Genomic DNA, 26,724 nt, shown 5'->3' on the forward strand with positions numbered 1-26,724 from the left:
GAACTGTATAAAAAATTATAATAATATTACATGAACTATACAGAAATGTAATTATGCACTTTTATCTAGATTTCTCAACTAATATTTAATGCTCTTATATCAATGTTTATCTAAGTTATTGATGTTTATGTTATTAACATAGCAAAGCTAATTCAAAGAAGTAACACAATATTAAAGCTGCCAATTATGATAATCCCTTTCATAAAAAACAATAGGAGCATGAATACGCGGTACCAGTACAAACCTAGAACTCACATTAATTTGTTTAGCAATAGTACGTTGTCCACAATGTCGCAAAAACTGGTATAAGCCTGTTGTGTCCTCAATAATTAGATTGCTATTCAGATTAATACGTTGACCGGAATTAAATTCAAACCAAATAGGAATGTTTTGAGGCAGTTGCCGTGTTATAGAGAGATCGCTTAATATTCTCTTACCTCTACACTTTTTCCCTAAGAACTTTTCTAGGTAGATCATTGCTAACACTCATAAATACAGGTCAAGCATTAGTGTAGCTTAGAGGTATGACAGGTTGTGTCAAGAATACGAAATTGGAAAATAATTTTGGAGGGTGTGTGGGATTATCGATTCGTAAAGAAATTAACAAAATGCAGCTATATCTAGTATGAGGGAGTATCCTGCGGCTGCTTAGCTTATAGTAACAACACAGATGTGAGTGGGGAAGAATGAAAAAAACGACCAATATAATCAGAATGACTAGCCCAATAATTAAGCATTTATATATCAAAAATGCCTAATTATTATGCTATTTCAGTGACCAAAATATATTTATTACCCTTGCTAAGATATATTAAAATACGCTAAACGTCCTAATAAAAAATCATCTATAACTCTTTTGGTATAAAGCTTTGTAGGTTAATGTTACTTAATATAGGTTAACGAAATATGGTGGGTCTAGCCTGTCACGCCGGGGGTCGCGGGTTCGAGTCCCGTCCGCTGCGCCATATTTAAAACTTAGTTTTAATACAAAAGTTTCAACCTCAAGTATTAGTTTACTTGAGGTTTTTTTGTGTCTATTAATTCTGCCATATCTCCATTCACTTGCCTCTCATATCATTTGTCGTAAACCACCCTACCAGCTCTTTTCACAACTCTGAATTGTAATAATTGTTGCTAGTGGTTTAGTCTACCAACTACTTCGACACATCTCCTTGCTTACAAAAATAATAAAGCTGACCATTTAGTCAGTTAATTTAATAAAATCATAAACTTAGGTAATATCAAATACTTAGAAGGCTTGATAGACCATTATTTTGAGCCAGCTTATGGTTGTTACTCATTATAAAACATGCTTAACTGTTTCAAAGTGTTAAGAATTATTGCGGATAATGTAGCCAACAGAGCATTTTTTATACTTTTGACAATACTTATATTGATAACATTTATCTTCATTGTTTTAGATTACTATCGAAAATTGACCGCGCTTCGTCCTTAGCAGCATTGACCCGTTTTGACAGGAAGTTAAAACGCGCTTCTGTCATATACCCAGCCTGCTAGGATGACCCACTCTATATAAAGGAATATTACTGTGCGTTATCACTTATTTGCAAACCTGCCACTGGCTAGTCAATTATGTAAAACCAATATTAAGAAAAAACTGTTTTTTAGTAGCTCATTAACCACGGCTTTAGCCGCGATCGTTGTCTTGGGTACGATGAGCAGCAGCCATGCAAAGGTGCTCTTCACCGACACCAGTCTTTCTGTACTGTATGGTAATGACTATGAGCTGGTAGAAGACGGAGAATTGACGACCATCACTCTGGAGCACGCATCTACCCACAGTTGGGGCGGCGTATTTTTCTTCGTCGATCGCCATCAAGGCGCAAATGATATTGAAAACAATAGATTTAAAGAAACGTATGGTGAGTTTGCGCCCAAGCTTAAGCTCACAACTTTCGATGATAGCTTTATCAAACAGCTCAATCTAGCGGGGCAATATGAGTTTGGCTCGAACAGCAAAGGCTTTAGCCAAGACAACTATATGATAGGACTAGGGGCAGATTTGAATGTTCCTATTTCAGGTATGAAGTATGCCTCTGCTTCCCTATATCATGTCTTCAATGATAATACTGATGATGACCAGCAAATTACCTTAACTTACGGTTGGGAGAAAAACAATTTTGTGGTCGATGGTTATGTAGACTACTCTTTTAACAACGATGACTTAAAAAACCAACTACATATCAATCCGCAAATAAAGTATAACTTACAACCACTATTAGGCATTGATAATCGCTTAGAGGTCGGTATGGAATATAGCTATTGGAAAAATAAGTATGGTAGTGATACAACTCAAAACGTGCCTAGCGCTCTAGTGAAGTTTCATTTTTAACCGTCTAATTGGTTTGACGAATAGTTCTAAAACGGCTCTCAACTCTTTCTCACTAAAACAAATAGTTTGTTAATAAAATAAAGAGTCCTCATGCAAAATTGACAGCTTGCATGAGGACTCTTTATTTTATATTTGGTAGATTAACCCTTAGGATTCCACTGATTTTCAAGCTGGATACGCATTCATACGTTTTATAAGGCTGTTACGACGTATAATTATTGGCTATTTATAGCCGCTAAACAATCATCTTTAACTGACTTTATCAATGGCTATGTTTCAAAATTATTCAGCATTTTCTTATCATAAAAGGGACAAAATATGGAATATAACCACATACCCAGACAATCATTGGGCTTCTTCCCCACTCCATTGATAGCGCTCAGCAGATTGAGTAAAGCGCTTGATGGCCCTACTATTTTTATGAAACGAGATGACAACACGGGACTGGCATTGGGTGGCAATAAAACCCGTAAGCTTGAATTTATCATGGGTGATGCCCTTGCTCAAGGTGCTGATTGCGTGATTACGGCAGGTGCCGCACAATCGAACCATTGTCGTCAAACTGCTGCCGCAGCGGCAAGCTTGGGACTTGAATGCCATTTAGTATTAGGTGGAGAAGAACCCGAACAAACAAGTGGCAATCTTTTATTAGACAAAATTTTTGGATCACACATCCATTGGGCAGGCGCCAATCGTAAAGGAGAAGACATTCCTAAAATCGTTGAGCAGTTAACAAAACAAGGCAAAAAACCATATGTCATACCCTATGGCGGCTCCAATGAGCTGGGTGCTTTAGCGTTTGTAGAAGCTTTTAAAGAGTTGGAATCGCAACGTGAAAGCATGGACGTATTATTTACTCATATCGTTTTTGCTTCTAGCTCTGGGGCAACACAAGCCGGTTTGATGCTTGGCAAAAAAATACTCAACTCGCCCGCCCAAATCGTAGGTATTAATATCGATAAAGGCGAAACAGACAAAGTGCCTTTTGATCAGTATACCGTCGCGCTTGCCAATAGCACGGCTTCCCTTATCGGTGCCGATCATCAGTTTTCAGAAACCGATTTAATACTCAACTCTGATTATGTGGGCGAAGGCTATGGCGTGGTTGGTACATTAGAAAATGAAGCCATTGCGATGACAGCTCAAACAGAAGGCATACTTTTAGATCCTGTCTATACGGGTCGTGCGATGGGCGGACTCATAGATATGATTCGGTCTGGCAAAATCAAGAAAACCGATCGTGTCTTATTTTGGCATACGGGCGGTGCACCAGCTTTATTTGCCTACTCAAGTGACTTAGATATGATGAAAAGAAATGGATAAATAAATTTTGACGCATTAACTCAAGCTATAGGTATTAACTACGATCTTATGAGCGTTGATTCAGCCGGCTCACACTAGCAATCAACGCCACCATAATCACTCCCATAATGATGAGAATCCCAGACATCATGTGCGCTGCCTCGTAATTCAGCGCCTCTACTTGCTCGTATATCGCAATCGAGACCACTTTAGTCTCATCGGATATACTACCCCCTATCATCAAAACCACGCCAAACTCACCAATAGTATGGGCAAAACTTATTAAGCTGCCGAGCACAATACCGACACGCGCTTGTGGCAGAGCGACTCTGAGAAACCGTTTGAAACGGCTTGGCTCCAATAAATGTGCCACTTCCATCACGCTTTGTGGAATACGTAAAAATTGGGCGTAGACAGGCTGAATATAAAAAGGCAAGGAGTAAATAATCGAACCAATGACAAGACCTTCAAAGGTAAATATCAAGGGGCTGATATTATGTTCGCTAAGCCATTTACCAATACCGACACTAGGGCTCAACAGTAATAAAAGATAAAAGCCGATGACGGTAGGCGGCAAAACCAATGGCATGGCAATGATGCCCATAAGCAAGACTTTAAGACGTGCCACAACTTGCCTACGACTGGGCTTAGCGAGCCAATAAGCCACAGGCGTTGCAAACAGTAATAAACAAATGGTAGTGACACCAGCAAGCTTAATACTGACCCAAAATGGACTAAGCATATCGGACATAAGAGACTGGTCTATCATAATGTCACTGCTCGTTGCCATTCGTTATGAGGATAAAGGATCTATTGTATCTAATATTAAAAGATTGAACAGACAAATATAATGTCAGCTCTTATAAATAGCGCGTTGATAAACAAAGCGCATTGATAAACAAACAGTGTAGCGTTTATCAGTCACAGTATCAGTCTTCTTGTGTCCATATTATTTATTAAAACCTGACAAGATTAAAGTCTGTTGAAAAATAATCATAGCGAAAAATAAAAAAGCACCCTAATAAGGTGCTTTTTTATTGTATTCACTAAGCTCATCGTATTAAATACTACCGTCAAAAATGATGGTTAAAAAATTTCTTTTAACACGGTAATATTAGAATTAATACGAGTCAAAAGCAGTGCAATCAACCTGCTTCACCACGAAGCTAACGATGATGCACTACTCTGAGTAATAAAGCCGTCTGGAGTCTGACCATTGTCTGCTTGCCAGCGCTGGAACGCCAATCGAGTATTGGTACCCACGATACCGTCAGCGCCTTTAGTATCATAGCCTGAGTTGGTCAAACGCTGCTGTAAATTTCGTACTTGAGCTGTGGATAATGGACGCTCATAACGCGGCCATGATTTCTGTAATCCGCCTTGTCCAGCAAGCGCTTTACCCAATAAGCTAACACCTAGCGCATAGCTCGATGAGTTATTATAAACTTTGATCACATCAAAGTTTGGGCTGAGTAGCAACACTGGACCATCCTTGCCAGCTGGTAGCCACAGCTCCATTTCAGTATTGGCATCCAAATAAACATCAGCTATAGTATCAACACCCATCGCCGCCCATCTCGCAGCAGGCTGCTTACTACCAACCATGGAGTAATCGAATGAGGCAGGAATAGTCGCTTCGTAAAATGGTGCTAGACCTCGAACCCAACCTGAGTTGCTCAAATAATTAGCGGTGGACGCCAGTGCATCGCCCGTTGCCCACGGATTACGGTGACCATTACCATCGCCATCCACTCCGTGCTTCAGCCAAGTATCAGGGATAAACTGCGTCTGTCCCATGCCACCTGCCCAAGAACCATCCAACTGCGACCAAGACACATCACCGCGCTGCAATAGCGTCGCTAATGACAACAACTGAGTTTCGGCAAATTCTTGGCGACGACCATCATAAGCCAGACTCGCAAGCGAGCTTGGTATGCTGCTATTACCCGTCACCACGCCGTATGACGACTCCATGCCCCAAATGGCAGCGATTATTTCTGCATTGACACCGTACTGCGATTCTAATTGCGACAAAAATGCCCGTTGCTCGGCAAACTTACGCTTACCAGTACTCACACGCCCATCAGATACGGCAGAATCGACGTATTCCCATGGCATCTTAGAAAACTCTGGCTGTCCTGAGTCAAGTGAGATGACTTGCTGATTTAAATAAGCGGTATCAAGTAGACGACGCACCGTCGCTGCATCATGACCTGATGAAATCGCCCGCATAGAAAAATCCGATTTCCAATCAGAAAAGCTGTTATAGCTTGGCTTTGCCACTGGCTGCGGCTTGATGACAGGCTTCGGTGCTGGCTTCACTTGAATGGTTTGAGTTTGGGTAATCTGAACGTTGCCTTGACGCACGGGTTTGCTAGGTTTTTGCATCGCCTGTTGGCTGGTACACCCAACCATCACTAGCGCAGGAAACAGGGCAAGATATTGTTTTTTTAACATCATAAAATTCTCAAGTATGAATAAGTAAAGCGACTCAAATAAACCGATTTAGTTAAGGTGGCTTTATTCAAACGCTCTAAAATTCAAGCGCTCTGAATAAAGCCACTAAACTTGCCAAATCAGTCAAAACTTGGCATCACGTTTAACGCCCTAGTACCGCACGTGGATCAATAGGATTGCCATTTAAGCGCACTTGGAACTCTAAGCCGACCTGATTGGTTTGGCCACTGTTACCCATGTTTGCAATGCGCTGACCGCGCTGTACAGCATCGCCTTCTTTGACCAGTAGCTGACTATTATGCGCATAAGCGGTGATGTAATTATCACTATGACGAATCATAATAAGATTGCCATACTCTGGCAGACCATCGCCAGAGTACAGTACCGTGCCAGATTGGCTAGCAAGTACGGGATCACCGATATTACCAGCAAACCACATACCCATCGTGCCCGCTGCCGCATCAAAGTTACGGGTCACTTGATTGCGACTCGGATATTCATAACCTGACGTTGCGTTAGCCGTCACTTCGTATACAGGGCTTTGTGAGCTATTATTAGGCACGCTCGTTACAGGTGGTGTGTACGTTGGCTGTGTCGTTGTAGGCGCGTTATAACGATTGTTATCGGCTGGCGTACCTTGCCACAGCTTGAGCCATTGACCACTATAAATCGTATACTTGCTGTCCAAACCATTGAGCGAACCGATTTGACGGTAACTGAGACGATAGCGCTCAGCAATCTGGCTGACCGTATCGCCACGCTGTACACGATGGTAGTTAGGAACGCCTTGTGCATTGGTAATAATCTTAGGTCCCGCTTGGTTGGCTGATTGGTAAGTAGGCTTGGTTGCACAGCCCACCATCGTTAACGTTGCTGCTGTTAAAGTACCTATCAATGCCACTGTTGCAAAGCGCGATCCAGCAATAAGCTTCTTCATACAAGATTTCCTATTCTTTATGTTACTCACAAACTCCTTGTGTTACTCACAAGCATTTTGCTAACTTTTATACCGTTTAGTATTTAGTATTTGGCAAATACCATTATCAATCACTCGATAGCAAACCATTTTCTAAGGCGTGTCTTCATTTTGAAAATGGTGATAAAAATGAGATAAATGGCAGCCAAATAAGAAAAATAGCGCAGATAATATCAGGATATTGACCAGCTGTTTGACGCATTTTGGCAGCGTAAATTTATAGCATTAACGCCGACAGCGTTTTAAGCGTGTCTGCTGGCGTATGATGCAGGCGCACTGGTGATAGACTAATATAACCCGCCGCTACCGCTTGATCATCCGTCATATCTATTGCAGAGGACTGCAAATCTTCAGTTTCTAATGGCAACTCATGTGGGCGTTTACGTAGCGACAACCAATAAGCATCACGCCCACGTGGATCGACCACATGATGTACAGGACGCGCAATCTGACGGTGCCCCAACGCCGTTATTTTCCGACCTTTGATATCATCAGCACTATCCACATCAGGAATATTAACGTTTAATACATGATAGGGCAAATTTTTGCAAGCATCTAATATCGGTGTTTCTATCAATAATTTAACAATTTCAGCTGCCGCCATTTGATAATGACTGGTCTGCTCTTGCCCTTCTCCTTTGACACCGCCGCCCACTAGGGAGGTCGCAATGGCAGGTATTCCAAAGAGCTGTGCGGTTAATGCAGCACCAAAGGTACCCGAAAATAAAACGTCTTGACCAAGATTGGCACCAGAATTGATACCAGTAATCACACAATCAAAACGCGTATCAGCATACAACTCATGCAATGCCAAATGTACACAATCCGCGGGCGAACCATTTACCGCTATAAAACCAGAATCCAATTGATGAGTATATAATGGCATCGATAGGCTCAAAGCACTCGCGCAGCCACTTTGCTCACTGTTTGGTGCAACCACTACCACCTCTGCAATAGCAGACAGGGCTTGATATAATGCCAATAACCCTGGTGCATAAACCCCATCATCATTACTAATTAAAAATTTCATTTTCATTCAATATACTCATTAATGACCGCCTGTCCACTTATGAACTTTAGCCGCATAAAATTGCTATAATCAGACCCGAAAATGGTGGTTAGATTATGTGATTATACTGTTGATGCTGACACCCACATTGGCTTTTTCTGCATAAACAGTATTTATACACAGCATTTGGCAAGCGTCAAATGGTAGCTGAATTTACTATAAAAGTTAAAAAAGCCATACCGCTATCAAAGTAAAATGACACTGTGTTGATATCACAGCATGCATATGAAAAAATTGATAGAGCAAAACGCGGATGCCACCATAATTTTGGGCGATTATACCCTAATAATACGCTGACACGAACCCAGTCTTTGCGCATAATCCATCCAATTCATAATTTTATCTTTATGATATCTGCATCAATAACAGCAAAAAAACTTGGCGTGACGTTACAATAGGCAACACCTTACAACAATACAAACTTATATTTTTATGCTGACGTAACTTATGGGTCTATGCTGCTGATATGTTGCTCAAAAAGAGCTTTAGCTCACAAGATATCTACACATAAATCAATATTTTATGTGACTTTTGTTTTTTTACCCATTAACATATCACCATTAATTAAAGATAAGCGAGTGTAATACTGCATGAAAAATCAATCGATATTATCTATAGCTTCTGTGATAGCAAAGACGGCGTCCAAAATTAGTCTTGCAGGACTGGTAACGTCCGTTGCCATGCTGTCTCAAGCATCCTTTGCGGCGAATAATTCTGCTACAACCATACCTCTAGATATGTCTGGCATCAATGTTACTAAGCATGAAATTGCGGTCATGCAAGTGCTATCAGAGATATGTCCACCGATGCTCAATGGCAAACAAAAACAGCGCTTTTATAAATCTTATAACGTGCAGCTTCACGAGTTGATGCCGTCTTTAGAAGATCCAAAAGCTGCGATTCAATATCTATCCACTCAGCAAGATTATCGCCAGATATTACAAGGCATTCGTAGCTGGACAATGGGCTTCTCTAAACAAGACAACAAAGCTCTATGCGAAGATTTGGCGAATGCTGAATACCAGTAGTGGAATATCATAATTAAGCTCAAAAATTACAATATTATAATTGGCTTACTTATCATACATCCTATCGTCTCCCCTACAATAGCTATGCCCCAGCATTGATTCCAAATTGATAAAGTCAGCTATAATTAATGACAATAAATCATGGCATTATCTGTTTTGGAACGTTGAATATGGGCTATTTAGCGACAACTTATAGGCTTGTTCATCAGGCTTACAAGTAACAAAAAAGCTTACGGTAATTCTGTTTATACCAACAGGATAACCGTAAGCTTTTTTATGACAGTCGAATTATTTCTATTCGAGACATTGTGGCAGTCTTAGTCTGAGCAAACGTTTACTTCTTACCACTCTTTCTTTTTAATCGGGTCTTTTTTTGCATTTATCGATTCCCCATCGGTTGGCATTTTGCTAAGATAAGGCGTTAATTTTATGTCTGTCGCTCAGCCATCACCACTCTTATTAATACATTGTTTTTAAACAGAATGTTTAAGACAGGCTACTTAAAATGATGCATAAGATTTAGTGCAAGGTACAAGCGGTAGATACATTTGGTTTCATGATGCGGTGTAACGATATATGACAGTAAAGCGTGTAAAAAATCAGCTGGTGCAGCTGGTAGTCGGTGTGAGTATCTCTATGAGTGCAGTGATGGCAAACGCAGCCATCCAGCCGCCTGAGATGGATAATACCGCCTATGTATTGATGGATTATAATACTGGTGAGATTTTGGCACAAAAGAACGCCAATGAGTCGCTACCGCCAGCGTCTTTGACAAAAATGATGACCAGTTACATCATTGAGCAGCGCTTAGCATCAGGCGACCTCAAAGAAGATGACCAAGTCATAATGAGTCCAAATGCTTGGTGTCGTGGTAGTAGCAGCCAGTCTTGCATGTACGTGCCGGTAAATAAATCTGCGAGCGTTATCGACATGCTACGCGGTATTATTATTCAATCAGGTAACGATGCCTCAAAAGCTATGGCTGAGCATATCGCTGGTAGCGAAGCCTCATTTGCTATCTTGATGAATGAGCAAGCAGAAAAGCTTGGTATGAAAAATACCCATTTCGTCAACTCTACGGGTATGCCTGACGAAGGGCATGAGGCATCAGCACTAGATTTGGCCAAATTGTCACGTGCTATTATCAAGAATAGCGGTGACTATTATGGTATTTATGCAGAAAAAGAGTTCACCTATAACGGTATTACTCAAGGTAACCGTAATGCTCTACTTGCAACCGACCCAACCGTTGATGGTCTGAAAACTGGCCACACTGATGCAGCAGGCTATTGCTTAGCGGCTTCAAGCAATCGTGATGGCATGCGCTTGATTTCTGTGATTATGGGAACAGAGAGCCAGCAAGCACGTGCCGATCAATCACGTGAGCTGCTCAACTGGGGCTTTGGCCACTTCACTACTGTCACCAAAGCACCTGCCGGACAATTCGTCAGCAAAGTTCCAGTTTGGTTCGGTGAAACTGATGAAGTTGAGCTAGTCACTGCGGATAATTTGCAAATTCTAACCAGCAAAACGCAAAAAAACAAAATCACGACTGTGGTAGATATTCCTGAAAGCTTAGAAGCACCCATCAAAAAAGGTCAAGAAATTGGCAAAATGATGGCCGTTATTGATGGTAAAGCGGTGGCTTCAGTGCCTATTATAGCGACCAGTGATATCGAGCAATCAGGCTTTATGAGCCGCACTTGGCAGCGTGTCGTACGTTGGGCACAAAATTTGTTTTAGAGAATATTAGTAAAAGCTATTTTTCAAGAACATTACTGACAAAAAAGACGCCTCAAAACGGGGCGTCTTTTTTATGTCTTCATTCACCGCACAGATTTTATTATTGCTATTAAGTAGTGTCACCATAAAGCTGTGATAAACACTGATTTACTAGACTTAGCAGGTTTGCTCTCGTTCATCATATTTTTCAAATTAAAAGCAAGCACCCTTGTCGAAAATACGATGTTCGAAACTATTTACAGTAAATAAGTAAATGAAAGGCAATCGAGTACATTAAACGAGGTTAGTACAGTAAGCGTGACAAATCCTTTAGTCCTATTGCGTCCATACCAACCAGCGCTTAAGCAAGTCGCTTAATGCTTTATCTTTATAAGTGGCGCTATAACAGTAATCGACACCAGCTGCTTTTAAACCATGCTCAAAGCTATCTAACTGCTTCGCTCGATGTGGTGGATACCAATATACCAATAAAGCCCGATGCTCACTTTCAAATTGACGAATACGCTTGGCTAACGACTCAGCTTTACTTGGAAAAATATCTTCCGCAAACATCACCATATTCACCTGTCTTATACTCATCTCCTCTATAACCAGTGTTTCATGCTGACGATAGATGACCGTTGCGCCTAAACGCTCTAGCTCCTTCGCTAAAAACCCGACTTCATGATAATAATAGTAAATAATAGTCAATCCAGCCAATAAATGCTGCTGCCGAGACTGCTGTTTATTGGTCATCGATATGGTCAGCATGAATTGGGTGCCTGACCCTAACGTGCTATCTACTTCTATAGTAGCGCCCATCAGCTGAGCCATTTGCTTGACGACTGGCAAACCAACACCTGAACCTTCATATTGGCGAGTTTGTGATGAATCCACTTGGAAAAACGGATTAAAAATATCATCGATATGAGTGCTATCGATACCAATACCTGTGTCTTTCACACTGATTTGCCAGCGATTGCTTTTATCAAAATGAGTCAATTGCGACGTAATAGTCACCTGCCCCGCTGGAGTAAACTTAATCGCATTACTCAGTAATATTGATAATATTTGTTTTATTTTTTCCGCATCCCCTTCCAGACCATAGTCTATATGATGAATACGGCTAATCAACTCTAGCCTTTTTTGCCGAGCAATAGGCTCATATTCTGCCAACAGATCGGCGATTAACTGCAGTGGATTGAACGCAATACAATTAATACTCATCTGACCTTTTTGTATTTGATTCAATTGGATAATATGATCAAGCGACGACACCAATTTATCACTACCGTCACTGATAATTTCAACCGCATCTTTTTGTTCTCTATTGAGGGTATCGTAATCTAACAGCTGTAAACCGCCTACGATAGCATTTAGCGAAGTTTTCAGCTCATGGGTGATCATGCTTTGAAAGTTATGCAGCTGCACATCGAGGGATACGTCTTTGTTGTGTAATTGCTGCTCAAAAATAGCAAGCGCCTCATAATCTTGTTGGACTTTCTGTAAACGATCAAACAATACAGCCAAAGTTTGCTTGATTTGCACCAGTTCCTGAAATTCAAAAAGCTGTGGAATCACTGGTAACTGCTCAAGCTCTGGGTTTTTCACAACGATGTGACAGACTTCTTTCAAAGCTTCAATATCTCTGATTGGCCATTTGAGTTTGCGCAGAATGTACAATACCCAAAGTACCGTCAATATCGTGGTAATAAGCCATAGCAATATATTGCTTCGAAACCAATGTGAACGCAGGGTGTTCACATCTAAAGTGAGATTAATATATCCAACTAACGCGCTATTTTTATTGGCCTCACTAGACGCTGACGATTCTTGCTCACCATCTGGTAAAGTTGTGGACGATTGCTGACTACTGTTTAACGTATCTAGCGCGCTATCATCACCTATATCGTCACTGGTAACGGGATAATTGAAGCTGACAGTATCTGCCAATAAGGCATTCTTCCAATCATCTCTGGATTGATTAACTTCATCAATAGGTTTGGGTGTTGAATAAAATAAAATACTTCTAATGCTGGGTTCACTTTCTAACAAGAATCTCACTTGCTCAGCCACGATATCAGCACCATCGGCTGTCGATGCGCTGGTGGTCAACATGGTAGCCAATTGCTGGATATGCTGACGCTTCTCTTTATAGTGGTATAACAAACCATAAACGATAGACATCAAGAAGCCTGCCAACACAGCCAAAATAATGGCTTGTACGACAGAACGCCAAATAAGCGTAGAGATGGTTTGAGAGGGACGGTTGTTCATATTACTTAACTGAGTTAAGAAAACTTTTGATTATATTACAGGTATTTTGTAGGAGTAGTGAGGGAAATATCACACGTTAATAAAACTTAACAACGTATTAATATATCATGATGACCGATATAATCATCATGATATAGCACATTACAGAGAAGCATGAACAATAGAATCCAATAGTCTTTATTTACTACAACAATATAAAGACCATCATCATTTTGCTAAATTAACGCTTTTTATCTTTATTGGTGAATTTCTGCTTATCTTTGGTAGTAAATTTCTGTGCCCGATTACGCTCGCGTTGGCGCAATTGTTGCGTCTTCGCTTTGGTTGGCGTATCGCTCTTATTGGCATATGGGTTGTCATTTTGTTTAAGAACAACGTTGAGCGGCGTGCCTTCGAGCTTAAATACTTGACGGAATTGGTTCTCCAGATAACGCTGATAGCTCTTAGGTAATGCACTGGTTTGGTTACCATGAATGACAATCACGGGCGGATTGTGACCACCGATGTGAGCAAAGCGCAGTTTAATACGGCGACCAGCAACCGTTGGTGGTGGATTGGCTGTCACCGCATCTTGCAGAATCTGAGTCAAACGATTGGTTGATACTTCAAACATCGAAGATTTATAAGCACGCAAGATAGACGGGTATAGATTACCCACACCCGTACCATGTAGTGCTGAGATTAGATGCACTTTTACATAAGGGATAAAGTTAAAGCGGCGATCCATCTCAATCTTGATATAATTTTTCTGATCAGCAGTCAGACCATCCCACTTATTAATCGCAACAACTAAAGCACGACCCGCATCAAGCGCATAGCCAATCATATGCAAATCTTGATCAACGATACCTTCATGCGCATCAATAACAATAACGGTTACGTTAGAATCTTCGATTGCTTGTAGGGTTTTAATGACCGAGAATTTTTCTACTTTTTCATCAATTCTGCCGCGGCGGCGTACACCAGCAGTATCGATTAAGACGTAGTCCTTACCCTCACGTGTATAAGGAATATAAATACTGTCACGTGTGGTACCGGGCATATCAAAAACCACTACTCGGTCTTCACCCAATAGACGATTGACTAGCGTAGATTTACCAACGTTTGGACGACCTATGATCGCTAACTTCAAACCTTTTGGCTCTACGACATTCTCTTGCTCAGGCATATCAGCCGTCAATATTTCAAGCAAATTACCGACACCGCGACCATGACTGGCCGCCATCGGATATGGCTCACCCAAGCCTAATGCATAAAACTCGGCAGGCGCAGCATCGTGAGCACCATCGACTTTATTGGCAACCACATAAACTGGTTTACCAAGCGTATGTAAAAACTTACCAATCTCAGCATCTGCACCGATCATACCAGCACGAGCGTCAACGACAAATACAATGATATCTGCTTCATGAATCGCCGTATGCGATTGCTCAGACATATAGTCATCAATGTTGCCGCTACCGTCATCCGCCTCACCAATACCACCAGTGTCTACAACGATAAAAGACTTGTCTTCATAGGTAGCATCACCGTACTGACGGTCACGAGTCAGTCCTGACAAATCAGCAACCAATGCCTGCCGACTTTTTGTGAACTGATTAAATAAGGTGGATTTACCGACGTTTGGACGACCAATTAAGGCGACCACAGGCTTGATACTCATGGGTTACTCTCAGTGAAAGGCACAATGGCGGGCAGTACAGTTATTCTTATAACCAGTGATATAACAGTAGTCGTGAATAAGCTGCTCTTGACCGCAAATTAAAATGAATGATAAAACAATAGCAAAAATAATAGTCAGCTATTTTACAATTAGCAAGTGGTACATAGGATGACTAAATGATAAATAAATAATATATATGGATAACACCTACGGCGCATCGGTCGCATAGAGTACGCGAAAGCCTGTATTTAAACAAGCAATTTACACAAGGCACTAAACGCTGACGAAGCAGCGTTTGTGTTCTCTAAAATTGCAATCCATCAGTTAGCTTAACGATAATATCAAACATACTATCTAAGTAAGCATTAACCGATAAAAAGCTTAGCGGGCTAATTGCCAAATAGCAACCTGTCCTGATGTGCTCTGTGTCATTAAACGGCTGCCTTGTACTTGCAAGCTACTCAAAGCACCCTTAGTTTGTACACGGCTAACGATTTTACCGCTAGCTGGATCGAATAAGTGTACCATGCCGTCAAAATCACCCACGGCAATATAATTGCCAATCATTACAGGATTGGTTAAATGACGATAAGCCAGCTCTTCACTTTCCCAAAGAACCTCACCATTACTGCGATTATAGGCAACCACTTTGCCCTCTAAGCTGGTACCAATCACTTGCTGGTTATTTACAGCAAGTGACTTTAAGCTGGCAAGCTCGTTGACAAACATGACTTGACGCGAAGCCAAATCAATACCTAATAGCTGACCGCTATAACTGATGGCAAATAGCTGGTTTTTATCGACGATCGGCGTACCATCGACATCACTCATGCGCTCAACTTCACTACTACCAGTGCCAACACCAACACGTCTTGACCACTGCGGTAAACCACTATCAGTCGTTACTGCATGTAAACGACCATCAGCAGTCGCTAATAACGCCGTTTTGCTGTCCAACAACGTTGGCGCCGCACTACCGCGCACACTGATGGCTGGTACTTGCGTGGCAAACTGCCAGACAGACTGACCTGTCTGTAGTGACAAGCCATGTAAAAAGCCATCGTTCGCTGATAGAATGACACGGTTATTGGTAATTAAAGCGGGTGTCAATACTGATCCTGATAACTGCTTCTGCCAGCGTTTTGCGCCAGTCACACTATCAAATGCCATCACTTGACCACCGCGTGTGCTAATAATCGCTGTTTGGCTCAAAGCATCTAAAGCAACGCCGCCCGTGATTTGATCGCCAACGTTGATCGACCATAAACGTTCGCCTGCACTGTTAAAGCCGGTCAAATCCCCACCGCGCGATGCAGTGACGATTTGGCCATTGACATAACCTACTTGCAAGTCTAATGGATCTTTCTTACTGGCTTTTTTATTGCCAATATCTGTGCTAAAAACCGGTTGCAACACACTGATAGGCTCAGCAATCTGTACCAGTTTGACTGGATCATTGACGACGGGTTTAATACCGCGATTACACCCAATCACCGCAGTGCTCATCACTGCCAATACTGCCACATGCATCACCGTCGATTTGATGGTTTTAGCTTTTGATATCTTGCTAGAGCGAATAGATTGAGTCATTATGAGTTCTCACTACAAATAAATTATTATTAATTAGTAAATTGGTTATCAGTAAATGTAAGATCGGCGATTAGTATTCATCAAGCACATTCAATGAGTGCTGGTGGTCTATCCGATGCTGTTTTACTGCACCACTTAGCTTGTAGAACGGTTATAGATACGCGCTATTGACTAGCAATTATCAGGCATTAGGTAGAACGCAAACGCTATTATTGGTTAACAGCGCTTGTCACTGTATAATTATTGCGCAACCTCGGCAGCAGCATTTTCTTCCACTAAGGGCTGTGCAGGACTACTTGACTCTTGAATCAGACTGACTGGTTCGTCGATAGGCTCAGGTACGATGCCCAGACTCTCCATCTTTAATGCCAATACTGCACGCGTCTCTTGACGGTTGCGTAACAACTCCCAAGCATTATTGTAAGACTTGATCGCTGAGTCTTTATTATCTTGTGCTAAATAAATATCCCCTAACAACTCTTGTTGGCTGGCTTCAAATGAGCTTGGCATATCATTGTTGGCTTCTGCTAATGCAGCATCCGCATCGCCCGCCGCCAGTAATGTCGTCGCATAGCGCAAACGAGTAATTGCCTGTAAACCTGCATCACCTAAGTCAATGGCCAATGCTTTTTTGAGGGTTTCACTTGCTTCGGTAAATTCATTATTATCTACTTGCTGACGCGCTTTAATCATCAGTGCCTGCCAAGCGTAAACCGACTCACCATGCTCGCTGACTAGCGCATCAATATCTTTGTTTAGCTGGGTGCGACTTTGGGCAAGTGCTGCCTGTGCTTCTGCTTCCAAATCAGGGTTTTGTGAGGCCAAACTGACTTCTTCATTCAACCGCTGAATGTCTGCATAATGATCTGCTGCAACGGTGTCTACGCGCGCATGGTTGTCCTGCCAATATGTCCAACCAAAATAAGCGGCCAGTGCCAACAAAATCGCAGTGACAATATAGCTGCCATACTGCTTTAACGCTTGCATTGAATTGTCTGCATTCGGCGAATTGGGTGTCAGAGCCATATGTGTTTACCTGATAAAAGTGTTATTAAATTGCTAATGCTAAAACCGCAATCGATTACTGACGAACAAAATTTTCTTTGCTCGACAGCCAATCTGTCGCAACCGTCTGTTGTTCGCCCGTCTGCATGTCTTTAACGCTAAGGGTATTATCATCCAGCTCTTGCTGCGCAATAATAACGGTCAATGCAGCACCTGACTTATCGGCTTTCTTCATTTGCGCTTTTAGGCTCGTCGCACTCGCCATTTTCACCCGAATATCTGGGCGACTATAGCGTAGGCGCTGGGCATAGCCAATACCAGCACTATAAACTTCTGGATGCGCAACCACAAAGACATCACAAGCGGGAACATCAGCAATTGGCGCAACTGCTTCCATTAACAGTAATAAACGCTCAAGCCCCATGGCAAATCCAACAGCAGGCTCAGATTTTACTGGCTTATTGCCATCAGTACCGATGGATTTTAGTTGCCCGATCAAACCATCATAACGGCCGCCTGCACAAACAGTCGCTTGGCTACCAAGCTTGTCGGTCACCCACTCAAAAACCGTTTTGTTATAATAATCAAGACCGCGTACTAAGTGTGGATTGATCTCAAAATTAATACCCAGCTCAGTCAGATACGTTTGCACTTGCTCAAAATGCGCCACGCTCTCTTCACCTAAAAAGTCAGCCAGCTTCGGCGCGTCTACCAATAGAGCTTGGGTGCTTACTTCTTTGCTATCTAAAATACGTAGCGGATTGGTGGTCAAGCGGCGCTTGCTGTCTTCATCCAGCTGATCTTTTTTATCGGTTAAATAAGCAACCAATGCTTCGCGATAAGCATAACGCTCATCAATTTCGCCCAGACTGTTTAGCTCTAAACGCATCTCATCTTTTAGACCCAACTCCTGCCACATCAGATGGGTCATGGCGATCAGCTCAGCGTCAGCGTCTGGTAAGGCACTACCAAAGCTTTCAACACCTATTTGATGAAACTGACGATAACGACCTTTTTGTGGACGCTCATAGCGAAACATTGGACCGATATACCATAACTTAGGCGTATCACCGCGCAGCAAGTTGTGCTCAATCACAGCACGTACTGCACCTGCCGTACCTTCAGGGCGTAGAGCCAACGGCGTTGGTGGCTCAGACTTATCGGTAAAGCTATACATCTCTTTTTCGACAATATCAGTCGCGCCGCCAATGGCACGCGCAAACAAATCGGTTTGCTCAACGATTGGTAAGCGAATATGCTCAAAGCCGTATCTGCCCAGTACTTCAGCCAATATCGCTTCTAAATGCAGCCATTTTGCGGACTGATCAGGCAAAATATCATTAAACCCTTTGATAGCTTTAATCATGGTACGATCGTATCCTTAAAAATTTTAACAAGTGTCTCTTTTATTTTTTGCTCATAATAGTGTTTTATTTTACGCGGATAATCTCATTCTCGCGTTTTTTAGCCAAATCTTCGGCATGTGCGCGTACCATGCCTTCTATTTCATCGACCAAATTATCGGTATCGATAAGATGGCTTTTTTCGCCCATACGATATACCAAGGATCTTGGTGCGGCACCAACAATGCCAATATCTGCCTCTTTCGCTTCACCAGGACCATTTACTTTACAGCCGATCACAGACAGGTTCATCGGTTCACGAATGTCTTCTAAGCGCGACTCTAAAGCCGTCATGACTCGAATCACATCAAACTCTTGGCGCGAGCAGCTTGGGCACGCAATAAAGTTGACACCATTAGAACGTATATTGAGCGATTTTAGAATATCAAAGCCGATTTTAATTTCTTCTTCAGGCTCTGCCGCCAGTGAGATACGGATGGTATCACCGATGCCATCTAATAATAAACCGCCAAGTGCAATCGCGGATTTAACCGCGCCCGTACGATAAACGCCTGCCTCGGTGACGCCTAAATGCAGTGGATTATCAATTTGGGCAGAAATCAGGCGATACGCATCCAAGGTCAAAAACACATTACTGGCTTTGACTGATACTTTGTACTGATCAAAATTTAGACGCTCTAATATATCGATATGGCGCATGGCTGATTCAAGCATCGCCTCGCCAGTTGGCTCGGTATATTTGCGCTGAATGTCTTTTTCGAGCGAGCCTGCATTGACACCGATACGAATAGGGATGTTGTAATATTTAGCACAGGCGACCACTTCACGTACTTTGGCATCGCTACCGATGTTACCTGGATTAATACGCAGACAGTCAGCCCCTGCTTCGGCAACTGCTAACGCAATTTTGTGGTCGAAATGCACATCTGCAATCAAAGGCACACTGACCAGCTTACGAATTTCGCCAAAAGCTTTGACCGTATCCATCGTTGGCGTCGACACCCGCATCAAATCCGCACCAGCTTCAACGCAGCGTTCGATTTGAGCGACAGTTGCTGCCACATCGCAAGTATCTGTATTGGTCATACTCTGCACACTAATCGGCGCATCACCACCAATCGCGACATCACCGACATATATTTTTTTGGTAAGGCGACGGTTAATAGGCGCTGACGTTGACATAGACAAACCCTTCAGTTAAAGCGAAAAAACGCAGAAAAAATATACTTATAATAGCTTGGAGATAGCAAATTTTAAAAATAAATCTTGTACAGCAGTCGATAAGACTAGCATTCAAAATTAGCCGCTCAAAAAGTTAAGGCGCTAACTCAAAATTGGCTTGCTTATCCGTTGCATAAGTATTTAGAGCAACCGCTTCTTGGTTAAGCATTATGCTGACATTATCGACATTATCAATTTGTACATTAAACGGCGGCGTACCTGACAGTTTATAATCCCCAGATGTCTGCGAGCCACTCATTAGACTACTACCAGAAGCATCAGTAATACTCACGACGGCGGTATCCGTCAGTTTGACATCTAAAGACGCTGGACTTGCATCGCCGCCCAAGTTTAGAGCAGAGCCAGAGGCACCAACGCCCATCTCATCAGTATTGATTGCCGCCCCTTGCGCTTGCTCTATCGCTGAGACGTCTTCGACCGTCGATACTGGCTGCTCGGTATTCTCTTTACTTGCATTACTCACCATGCGAAATAAGAAAATCGCTAAAATAATGACACCAATAACGGCGATGATCAGTAGTGGGTTAAAACGAATTCGATTGTGCGTATCACGTTGCAACGTGCCCATTGGACGCAGTGGCGTATCCGTGTTATTCACTGATTTTGCTTTCAGCTCCGTAGGATAAGCGGCATCAAAGCTGGTTGCTATTTTTACAGGATCTAAACCCAAAAACTTAGCATAATTGATGGCAAACCCACGGGCAAAAGCAGCTTGCGGCATCTCCGAAAAATTTTCATTTTCAAGCGCTTGCAAATGACGCTTTAAAATAAATAACTCGGCAGCTACCTCGTCTAAGCTGATTTGCTTATTTTTACGGGCTTGCTGCAACACGGCACCAAATGATCCCTGAGCGTTAGATTGAGTGTTTAATGATGGGGTGGTCATTTCCATGGTGCCTCTGGATTGTTAAGCCAAGTCTTAAGTTGTTTTGCTTCATCACTTAAAGGATAAGCAGATAAAAGCTGCTGTGCCAATTGCTGGCGCGTCGTTATGTTATTTTGTGCAGCGGCCAATTTGATACCTTGTAATAGCAAGCGCGGGCTAATGCCCTGCCCTTGTACCAGTACCAAGGTTTCATCATAAAGCCTTTGAGCCTGTGGAACACGTTGCTGCTCAAGCAATAAGTCGACCAACTCGATATGGGCAATAATACTATTACGATTGCCATCAAGTGCCCGTAAAAATGCTTTAGCAGCCGCACTGCGATCCCCTAGCTGTAAGTAAGTGCGTCCTAGATTCTCTAGCGCACCAATACGACCTTCGTAACCTAATGCTGAACCCGCAATCTCAAACTGCTCTGCCGCCTCACGATAGCGCTTCATTTGTGACAAATAAACGCCATAGTTATTGTGGGCTTGCTCAAAATCTTTATCAAGCGTGATCGCTTTTTTAAAATATTGATCGGCTTTTTCGAGATTGAGTCGACTGCCCTCTTGCTGCAGCAAAACGCCCATCATATCATAGGCTGGCGCGTAACGGCTATCGGCAGCAAAGGCTTTTTCAAGTTGGCGCTGAGCGGTATCAAGCTCATTTTTGCGGATATATTGCGCGGCAAGTGAAGTGCGCACGCGAGCAATTTCTTGTTGATCTAAGTTACGATTGTCATTGGGTCGCGTAGACGTTTGATAAGCCGCGATATTTGTCAAATCATTGGTCGGCGTGCTTTGACAACCAGTGAGCAGCAGCCCTACCAACGCCGTCACTAATACCGTACGCTTCGACATCGCTATTGGGTCAATAGCCCCTAGTTCATTCGCTGTACTCAATCGCTTATAAGTCTGAGAAAATATTTTTTGATAATTGAACTGACAAGAATTTCTAGAAGTCATCATAGCCGCCATCATAAAACTGTGATTCAATGCGTTCGATCCTCGAGGCATCAGTTTAATAGATTTAGCCCGCATAAGTACAATTTAGTTGTCATTAATTACTATGCACATCCAAACTAATCGTTATTGCTACATTTTTATTACCATTGCGACAGATAAAAGACAAATACGATGCTACATCGAAAATGTCTATTCACCATTTATATGACCATCATACTAAACACTTTCACGATCCTTGATGCTTTGCTGCCACGCGGCTGAACGACGCGTTCTATCAGCAACTTGCCCAACCAATTGACCACATGCCGCATCAATATCATCACCGCGCGTTTGACGTATGGTACAAACAAAACCTGCTTCACTTAATATATTACTAAAGGCATGAATACGATTATTACTCGACTTATCATAATTTGCATGAGGGAACGGGTTGAACGGTATCAAGTTAATCTTACTCGGTAAATCGCCCAATAATGCGACCAATTGCTCAGCATGCTCATTACTATCATTGACACCATCTAGCATCACATATTCAATAGTCACGTGTTTTTTGTGGCGCGGATTTACTTCAAAAACGTAATTTCTCGCTGCCGCCATGAGCTGCTCTAATGGATATTTTTTATTAATTGGTACTAGCTCATTACGCAACTCATCATTTGGCGCGTGTAATGAAATCGCTAAAGCCACGTCAAGCTCCTGTGCCAACTCATACATTTTTGGCACCACACCTGAAGTCGACAAAGTAACGCGGCGTTTTGATAAACCATAAGCATGGTCACTGAGCATCAATTCCATTGAGCTGACAACGGGACGATAGTTTAATAACGGCTCGCCCATACCCATCATGACGACGTTGGTGACGTTGTTTTCCCATAAACTATGGTCAACATTTTCTAAACTATCATTTTCATCGGTCATATAAGAGGCATTTGCCACCCATAATTGTCCAAGAATCTCAGCCGCCGTCAAATCGCGCTCAAAGCCCTGCTTACCCGTACTACAAAAGCTACAGTCGAGCGCACAGCCCACTTGCGAAGAGACACACAAGGTTTTACGACCGTTTAACTTGCTGTCATCTGCGGGAATTAGTACGGTCTCGACCAACGAGCCACCCGTGACTTCAAATACCCATTTACGCGTACCATCATCGCTGTATTGACGATGAATCACTTTTGGCGGTATCACACAGGCATTGGCTGATAATTTATCACGCAAAGATTTACTAAGATTGGTCATTTGCTCAAAATCAGTGACACCCTGCTGATATATCCACTTGATGACTTGCGTCGAGCGAAACGGCTTTTCGCCAATACTCTTAAAGTATTCCGCCAGCTGCGCTTGTGTCATACCTAGTAGATTGGTTTTCGCCTGCGCCTCGTCTACTAATTTTATACTCTTAGTAGTCTTAGCAGGTACGTGTTGGACGTCAGTTTGAATAGGATTTTGAGCAGTTGACATAATAAATAACCTTTTTGCATCTACTGGTATAAGCGATGCAATTGTTGAGATGGGTGTTGCAGACGTACTCAATATATGAGTGCATGAGCAATCCGTTATGAGCGCATTTTTTACCAAAAACTGAAAGCAATATGCTGATAAAGGATTGATAACGCTATATAAAACCAATAATGAGGGAGAAAAGTTGAAATTTCAATATATAGCCCGACTATTATAATAGGTAAAACGGCTTATACCAAAAGATATAAGCCGTCTTGCCACACTAATAATTTATAGTCAATTTTATAAGCTATTAGTGCATAGTGAATCAAATATAGAGCTGTTACAAGGAAGACAAGCGCCAATTGTACATTGAGTACATTAAGCGAGTCTGACACCGTAACAGACTATATTTGGTTTACTATATTAACGCGTACGTGCACAAACTTCTTCTTCATTGAAGAAGTAGCTGATTTCACGTGCTGCTGATTCAGCTGAATCTGAACCATGAACCGCGTTTTCATCGATGCTGCTAGCGAAGTCAGCACGGATAGTGCCTTCAGCCGCGTCTTTTGGGTTAGTAGCGCCCATGATGTCACGATGCTTAGCGATCGCATTTTCGCCTTCTAATACAGATACCAATACTGGACCTGAAGTCATAAATGACACTAGATCGTTGTAAAATGGACGCTCAGCGTGCTCAGCGTAAAAACCGCCCGCTTTTTTATCATCAAGTTGCATCATTTTAGCGGCAACAATTTTTAGACCTGATTTTTCAAAACGATCGTAGATAGCGCCGATGTTGTTGCCAGCTACTGCGTCAGGTTTGATGATAGATAAAGTACGTTCGTTAGCCATGAAAAGCTCCTAATAAATAATGAATTCGATAAAAATGAGATGGTAAATACTTTGTTTTATCTTTGGCCGCAATGTTGACTTAGGCAGATTTAAATAGCTCATGGTCTATCAATGCGATAATATGAGCGCCAACACAGGATTGCTGCCTATTATAATGATTAGCGCTATAAATGATAGGGTTAATTTATGACCGCACCTTGCATAAAAGTAAATTTATGACCGCAGCTTATCTTAAGGCAAAGTGAGCATTCATCAATAGCAGATTCTTACCCTACGTATCTCATCACTAACTATCTTTGTCATTGATAGACATAAAACCAACTTGGCGAAAACTCTATGTAGTGTTACCAACAAAAATCCCTCAGCATATAATGCTAAGGGATTTTGTTAATACGCAGCTATGAAGGTCACTGCTTTCAAGCAATACTAAAAAACAACTACTCGCCTAAGCGGCTGTCGCGACAACTGCCAGCGCTACATTCACGAACACGATCATTTAAGAAGTTCACTCGCTCAGTTGTCACCCGAGTCGCACAGCCCATGTTGACAAAAAATCCTTCATCATTATTATAACTACATTGGTCATTACGCTCGCGTATCCACGCCAATTGTCCACGTTTGAGTTTGGATTTTTGCTGGCTATTTAACTGCTTAGCCAATTTTGCATAAGAATTATTCAGCTCTTTATCCGCTTCTAAATATACTTTCGTTAAGCAATATAAATCATCAAAATCATTGTTGGGTTTATCACAGTTTTGCGCGCCCCATGACAGCATAGGAAACATAAAAGCCGCAGACGTTAGCAGCGCTAAAGCTGTTTTGCCTATAGAGTGCTTGATAATAGTCGCTTTCATCACGTTTTCCTTTTTATATATTGATAAAACTACATTCATTTATGACATAATATACCAATTAAACCAGAATAATGTTAGCAATTCTCTCTTTTATACTATTTTTTCTTATCTCAATTTATTCAATGACTAGATATCTTGATTTTTTATCGTTAGAGATTAATAGTGATTAACACTTTTTATCATTTGGCATTAATAATAGTTCACATAATAGAAAATGATGAGAATTTACTCATAAACTATTACTCATAAGGTAATACTCATAAAAAAATCCCAATGCTCAGCACTGGGATTTTCTATTAATACTAAAAGCGATTTAAGCAACTTTATAGTAAAAACTAAGCGTCGTATGGATCGCGCAATACGATTGTTTCTTCACGGTCAGGACCGGTTGAGATAATATCAACTGGGCAACCAATCAACGCTTCGATACGTTTGATATATTTTTTCGCATTTTCTGGAAGTTCATCATAGTTAGTGATACCAACGGTTGACTCACTCCACCCTTGCATCGTCTCATACTTAGGCGTGACTGACTCATAGAATTCAGCATCATGTGCACCTGCACATTCAGTTTCAGGCAAGTTATAACCCACACCAATTAGTAACTCTTCAAGACCATCTAATACGTCAAGCTTAGTTAAGCAGATACCTGACATAGAGTTCAGTACCACGGCACGGCGTAATGCTTCAGCATCGAACCAACCACAGCGACGCGCACGACCAGTGGTCGCACCAAACTCATGACCGACTTTAGCCAAATGCGCACCAACATCATCAAATAGCTCAGTTGGGAATGGACCACTACCGACACGGGTAGTATAAGCTTTAGTAATACCAAGTACGTAATCTAAGTACAATGGACCGATACCTGTACCAGTCGATACGCCGCCAGCGGTTACGCTTGAGCTGGTCACAAATGGATATGTACCATGATCGATATCAAGCAATGTACCTTGCGCGCCTTCAAACATCAGGTTCTTGCCAGCAAGACGTAATTGATTTAAGTCTTCGGTCACATCGGTAACCATGCCTTTAATCTCTTCTTTCCACTCTTGGCAAAGCTTAAGTGTCTCATCAAAATCAATGGCGTCAACTTTATAATATTGAGTCAATTGGAAGTTATGATATTCGATTAAGTTGCGGAGTTTTTCTTCTAAATCATCACGGAACAAGTCAGCAAGCTTGATGGCACGGCGGGCTACTTTATCTTCATAAGCAGGTCCAATACCGCGACCCGTCGTACCGATTTTGCCAGTACCGCGCTTAGCTTCGCGTGCTTGGTCAAGTGCCACATGATACGGCATGATAAGTGGGCAGTTTGGAGAGATACGCAGACGCTCACGTACTGGTACGTTGTTGTCTTCTAGCTCTTTCATCTCTTTTAATAATGCGTCAGGTGCTAACACCACGCCGTTACCGATGAAGCAGGTAACGCCTTCACGTAAAATACCTGATGGGATTAAATGTAGGATGGTGGTTTTGCCATCGACAACTAACGTGTGACCAGCGTTATGTCCGCCTTGAAAACGTGCAACTGCTGAAGCTTTTTCGGTTAGTAAATCGACGATTTTACCTTTACCTTCATCGCCCCATTGGCTACCCAAAACTACGACATTCTTACCCATGATCAATCCTTACCTTTATGTATTGAGGTGTGTGCAATAACGGTTTAAAACCTGTGATAACTTTCGTTATCT

At 42.0% G+C, this 26,724-nt stretch carries 20 protein-coding genes; 4 read left to right on the top strand and 16 right to left on the bottom strand.

Features of this window, described 5'->3' with window-relative positions:
* Positions 1-1,549: 1,549 nt before the first annotated feature.
* Both C8D84_RS09130 and C8D84_RS09135 read left to right on the top strand, forming a co-directional pair.
* Positions 1,550-2,353: a DUF5020 family protein gene (locus C8D84_RS09130; protein ID WP_228244522.1), complete on the top strand. Its 804-nt coding sequence runs from the start codon at positions 1,550-1,552 to the stop codon at positions 2,351-2,353.
* Between the two features lie 318 nt (positions 2,354-2,671).
* Positions 2,672-3,676, top strand: coding sequence for a D-cysteine desulfhydrase family protein (locus C8D84_RS09135; RefSeq protein ID WP_109591633.1), 1,005 nt, complete (start codon positions 2,672-2,674; stop codon positions 3,674-3,676).
* 46 nt (positions 3,677-3,722) lie between these two features.
* Here the strand turns inward: C8D84_RS09135 and modB are convergent, their stop codons facing one another.
* The 4 genes from modB to surE all read right to left on the bottom strand — a co-directional run bounded on the left by modB (position 3,723) and on the right by surE (position 8,124).
* Positions 3,723-4,424, bottom strand: a complete 702-nt coding sequence (gene modB, locus C8D84_RS09140) for a molybdate ABC transporter permease subunit (protein WP_109591635.1) — start codon at positions 4,422-4,424, stop codon at positions 3,723-3,725.
* Between the two features lie 386 nt (positions 4,425-4,810).
* Positions 4,811-6,115, bottom strand: a complete 1,305-nt coding sequence (locus C8D84_RS09145) for a lytic murein transglycosylase (protein WP_109591637.1) — start codon at positions 6,113-6,115, stop codon at positions 4,811-4,813.
* Between the two features lie 139 nt (positions 6,116-6,254).
* Positions 6,255-7,049, bottom strand: a complete 795-nt coding sequence (locus tag C8D84_RS09150) for a M23 family metallopeptidase (protein ID WP_087813560.1) — start codon at positions 7,047-7,049, stop codon at positions 6,255-6,257.
* A gap of 256 nt (positions 7,050-7,305) precedes the next feature.
* Positions 7,306-8,124 (bottom strand): 5'/3'-nucleotidase SurE, encoded by an 819-nt coding sequence (gene surE / locus C8D84_RS09155; protein WP_228244523.1) that lies wholly within the window; start codon positions 8,122-8,124, stop codon positions 7,306-7,308.
* A gap of 623 nt (positions 8,125-8,747) precedes the next feature.
* Here surE and C8D84_RS09165 point away from each other — a divergent pair.
* Complete coding sequence (locus C8D84_RS09165) at positions 8,748-9,185, top strand: MCR_0457 family protein (RefSeq protein ID WP_045444876.1); 438 nt, start codon at positions 8,748-8,750, stop codon at positions 9,183-9,185.
* Positions 9,186-9,761: 576 nt separating this feature from the next.
* Positions 9,762-10,928: a D-alanyl-D-alanine carboxypeptidase family protein gene (locus tag C8D84_RS09170; RefSeq protein WP_109591638.1), complete on the top strand. Its 1,167-nt coding sequence runs from the start codon at positions 9,762-9,764 to the stop codon at positions 10,926-10,928.
* Between the two features lie 315 nt (positions 10,929-11,243).
* Here C8D84_RS09170 and C8D84_RS09175 read toward each other — a convergent pair whose 3' ends face one another.
* The 12 genes from C8D84_RS09175 to C8D84_RS09230 all read right to left on the bottom strand — a co-directional run bounded on the left by C8D84_RS09175 (position 11,244) and on the right by C8D84_RS09230 (position 26,652).
* Positions 11,244-13,184: a sensor histidine kinase gene (locus tag C8D84_RS09175; RefSeq protein ID WP_109591641.1), complete on the bottom strand. Its 1,941-nt coding sequence runs from the start codon at positions 13,182-13,184 to the stop codon at positions 11,244-11,246.
* Between the two features lie 220 nt (positions 13,185-13,404).
* Entirely contained in the window at positions 13,405-14,847 is a 1,443-nt protein-coding gene (gene der / locus C8D84_RS09180; RefSeq protein WP_055124475.1) for a ribosome biogenesis GTPase Der, read from the bottom strand.
* A 381-nt stretch (positions 14,848-15,228) separates the two neighbouring features.
* Complete coding sequence (gene bamB / locus C8D84_RS09185) at positions 15,229-16,437, bottom strand: outer membrane protein assembly factor BamB (RefSeq protein ID WP_045451756.1); 1,209 nt, start codon at positions 16,435-16,437, stop codon at positions 15,229-15,231.
* A 240-nt stretch (positions 16,438-16,677) separates the two neighbouring features.
* Positions 16,678-17,463: a YfgM family protein gene (locus C8D84_RS09190; protein ID WP_109591643.1), complete on the bottom strand. Its 786-nt coding sequence runs from the start codon at positions 17,461-17,463 to the stop codon at positions 16,678-16,680.
* 55 nt (positions 17,464-17,518) lie between these two features.
* On the bottom strand, positions 17,519-18,808 hold the full coding sequence (hisS, locus tag C8D84_RS09195; protein ID WP_109591645.1) for a histidine--tRNA ligase: 1,290 nt from the start codon (positions 18,806-18,808) through the stop codon (positions 17,519-17,521).
* Positions 18,809-18,872: 64 nt separating this feature from the next.
* A complete protein-coding gene (gene ispG, locus C8D84_RS09200; RefSeq protein WP_055124478.1) occupies positions 18,873-19,988 on the bottom strand; it encodes a flavodoxin-dependent (E)-4-hydroxy-3-methylbut-2-enyl-diphosphate synthase in 1,116 nt (371 codons plus the stop codon).
* A gap of 133 nt (positions 19,989-20,121) precedes the next feature.
* A complete protein-coding gene (locus C8D84_RS09205) occupies positions 20,122-20,934 on the bottom strand; it encodes a helix-turn-helix domain-containing protein (RefSeq protein WP_109591647.1) in 813 nt (270 codons plus the stop codon).
* Complete coding sequence (gene pilW, locus C8D84_RS09210) at positions 20,931-21,881, bottom strand: type IV pilus biogenesis/stability protein PilW (RefSeq protein WP_228244524.1); 951 nt, start codon at positions 21,879-21,881, stop codon at positions 20,931-20,933. Before pilW ends, C8D84_RS09205 begins: the two co-directional genes overlap by 4 nt.
* Before the next feature lie 213 nt (positions 21,882-22,094).
* Positions 22,095-23,336 carry a 23S rRNA (adenine(2503)-C(2))-methyltransferase RlmN gene (gene rlmN / locus C8D84_RS09215; RefSeq protein WP_228244525.1) on the bottom strand — a complete coding sequence of 414 codons (1,242 nt, stop codon included), beginning with the start codon at positions 23,334-23,336 and terminating at the stop codon, positions 22,095-22,097.
* A gap of 405 nt (positions 23,337-23,741) precedes the next feature.
* Positions 23,742-24,173 carry a nucleoside-diphosphate kinase gene (ndk, locus tag C8D84_RS09220; protein ID WP_055124481.1) on the bottom strand — a complete coding sequence of 144 codons (432 nt, stop codon included), beginning with the start codon at positions 24,171-24,173 and terminating at the stop codon, positions 23,742-23,744.
* 437 nt (positions 24,174-24,610) lie between these two features.
* Complete coding sequence (locus tag C8D84_RS09225; RefSeq protein ID WP_060490620.1) at positions 24,611-25,027, bottom strand: lysozyme inhibitor LprI family protein; 417 nt, start codon at positions 25,025-25,027, stop codon at positions 24,611-24,613.
* Positions 25,028-25,362: 335 nt separating this feature from the next.
* Positions 25,363-26,652: an adenylosuccinate synthase gene (locus C8D84_RS09230; protein WP_109591652.1), complete on the bottom strand. Its 1,290-nt coding sequence runs from the start codon at positions 26,650-26,652 to the stop codon at positions 25,363-25,365.
* Between the last annotated feature and the right edge of the window lie 72 nt (positions 26,653-26,724).

Origin of the sequence: Psychrobacter immobilis, from assembly GCF_003148585.1 — a bacterium.
GTDB lineage: Bacteria > Pseudomonadota > Gammaproteobacteria > Pseudomonadales > Moraxellaceae > Psychrobacter > Psychrobacter immobilis.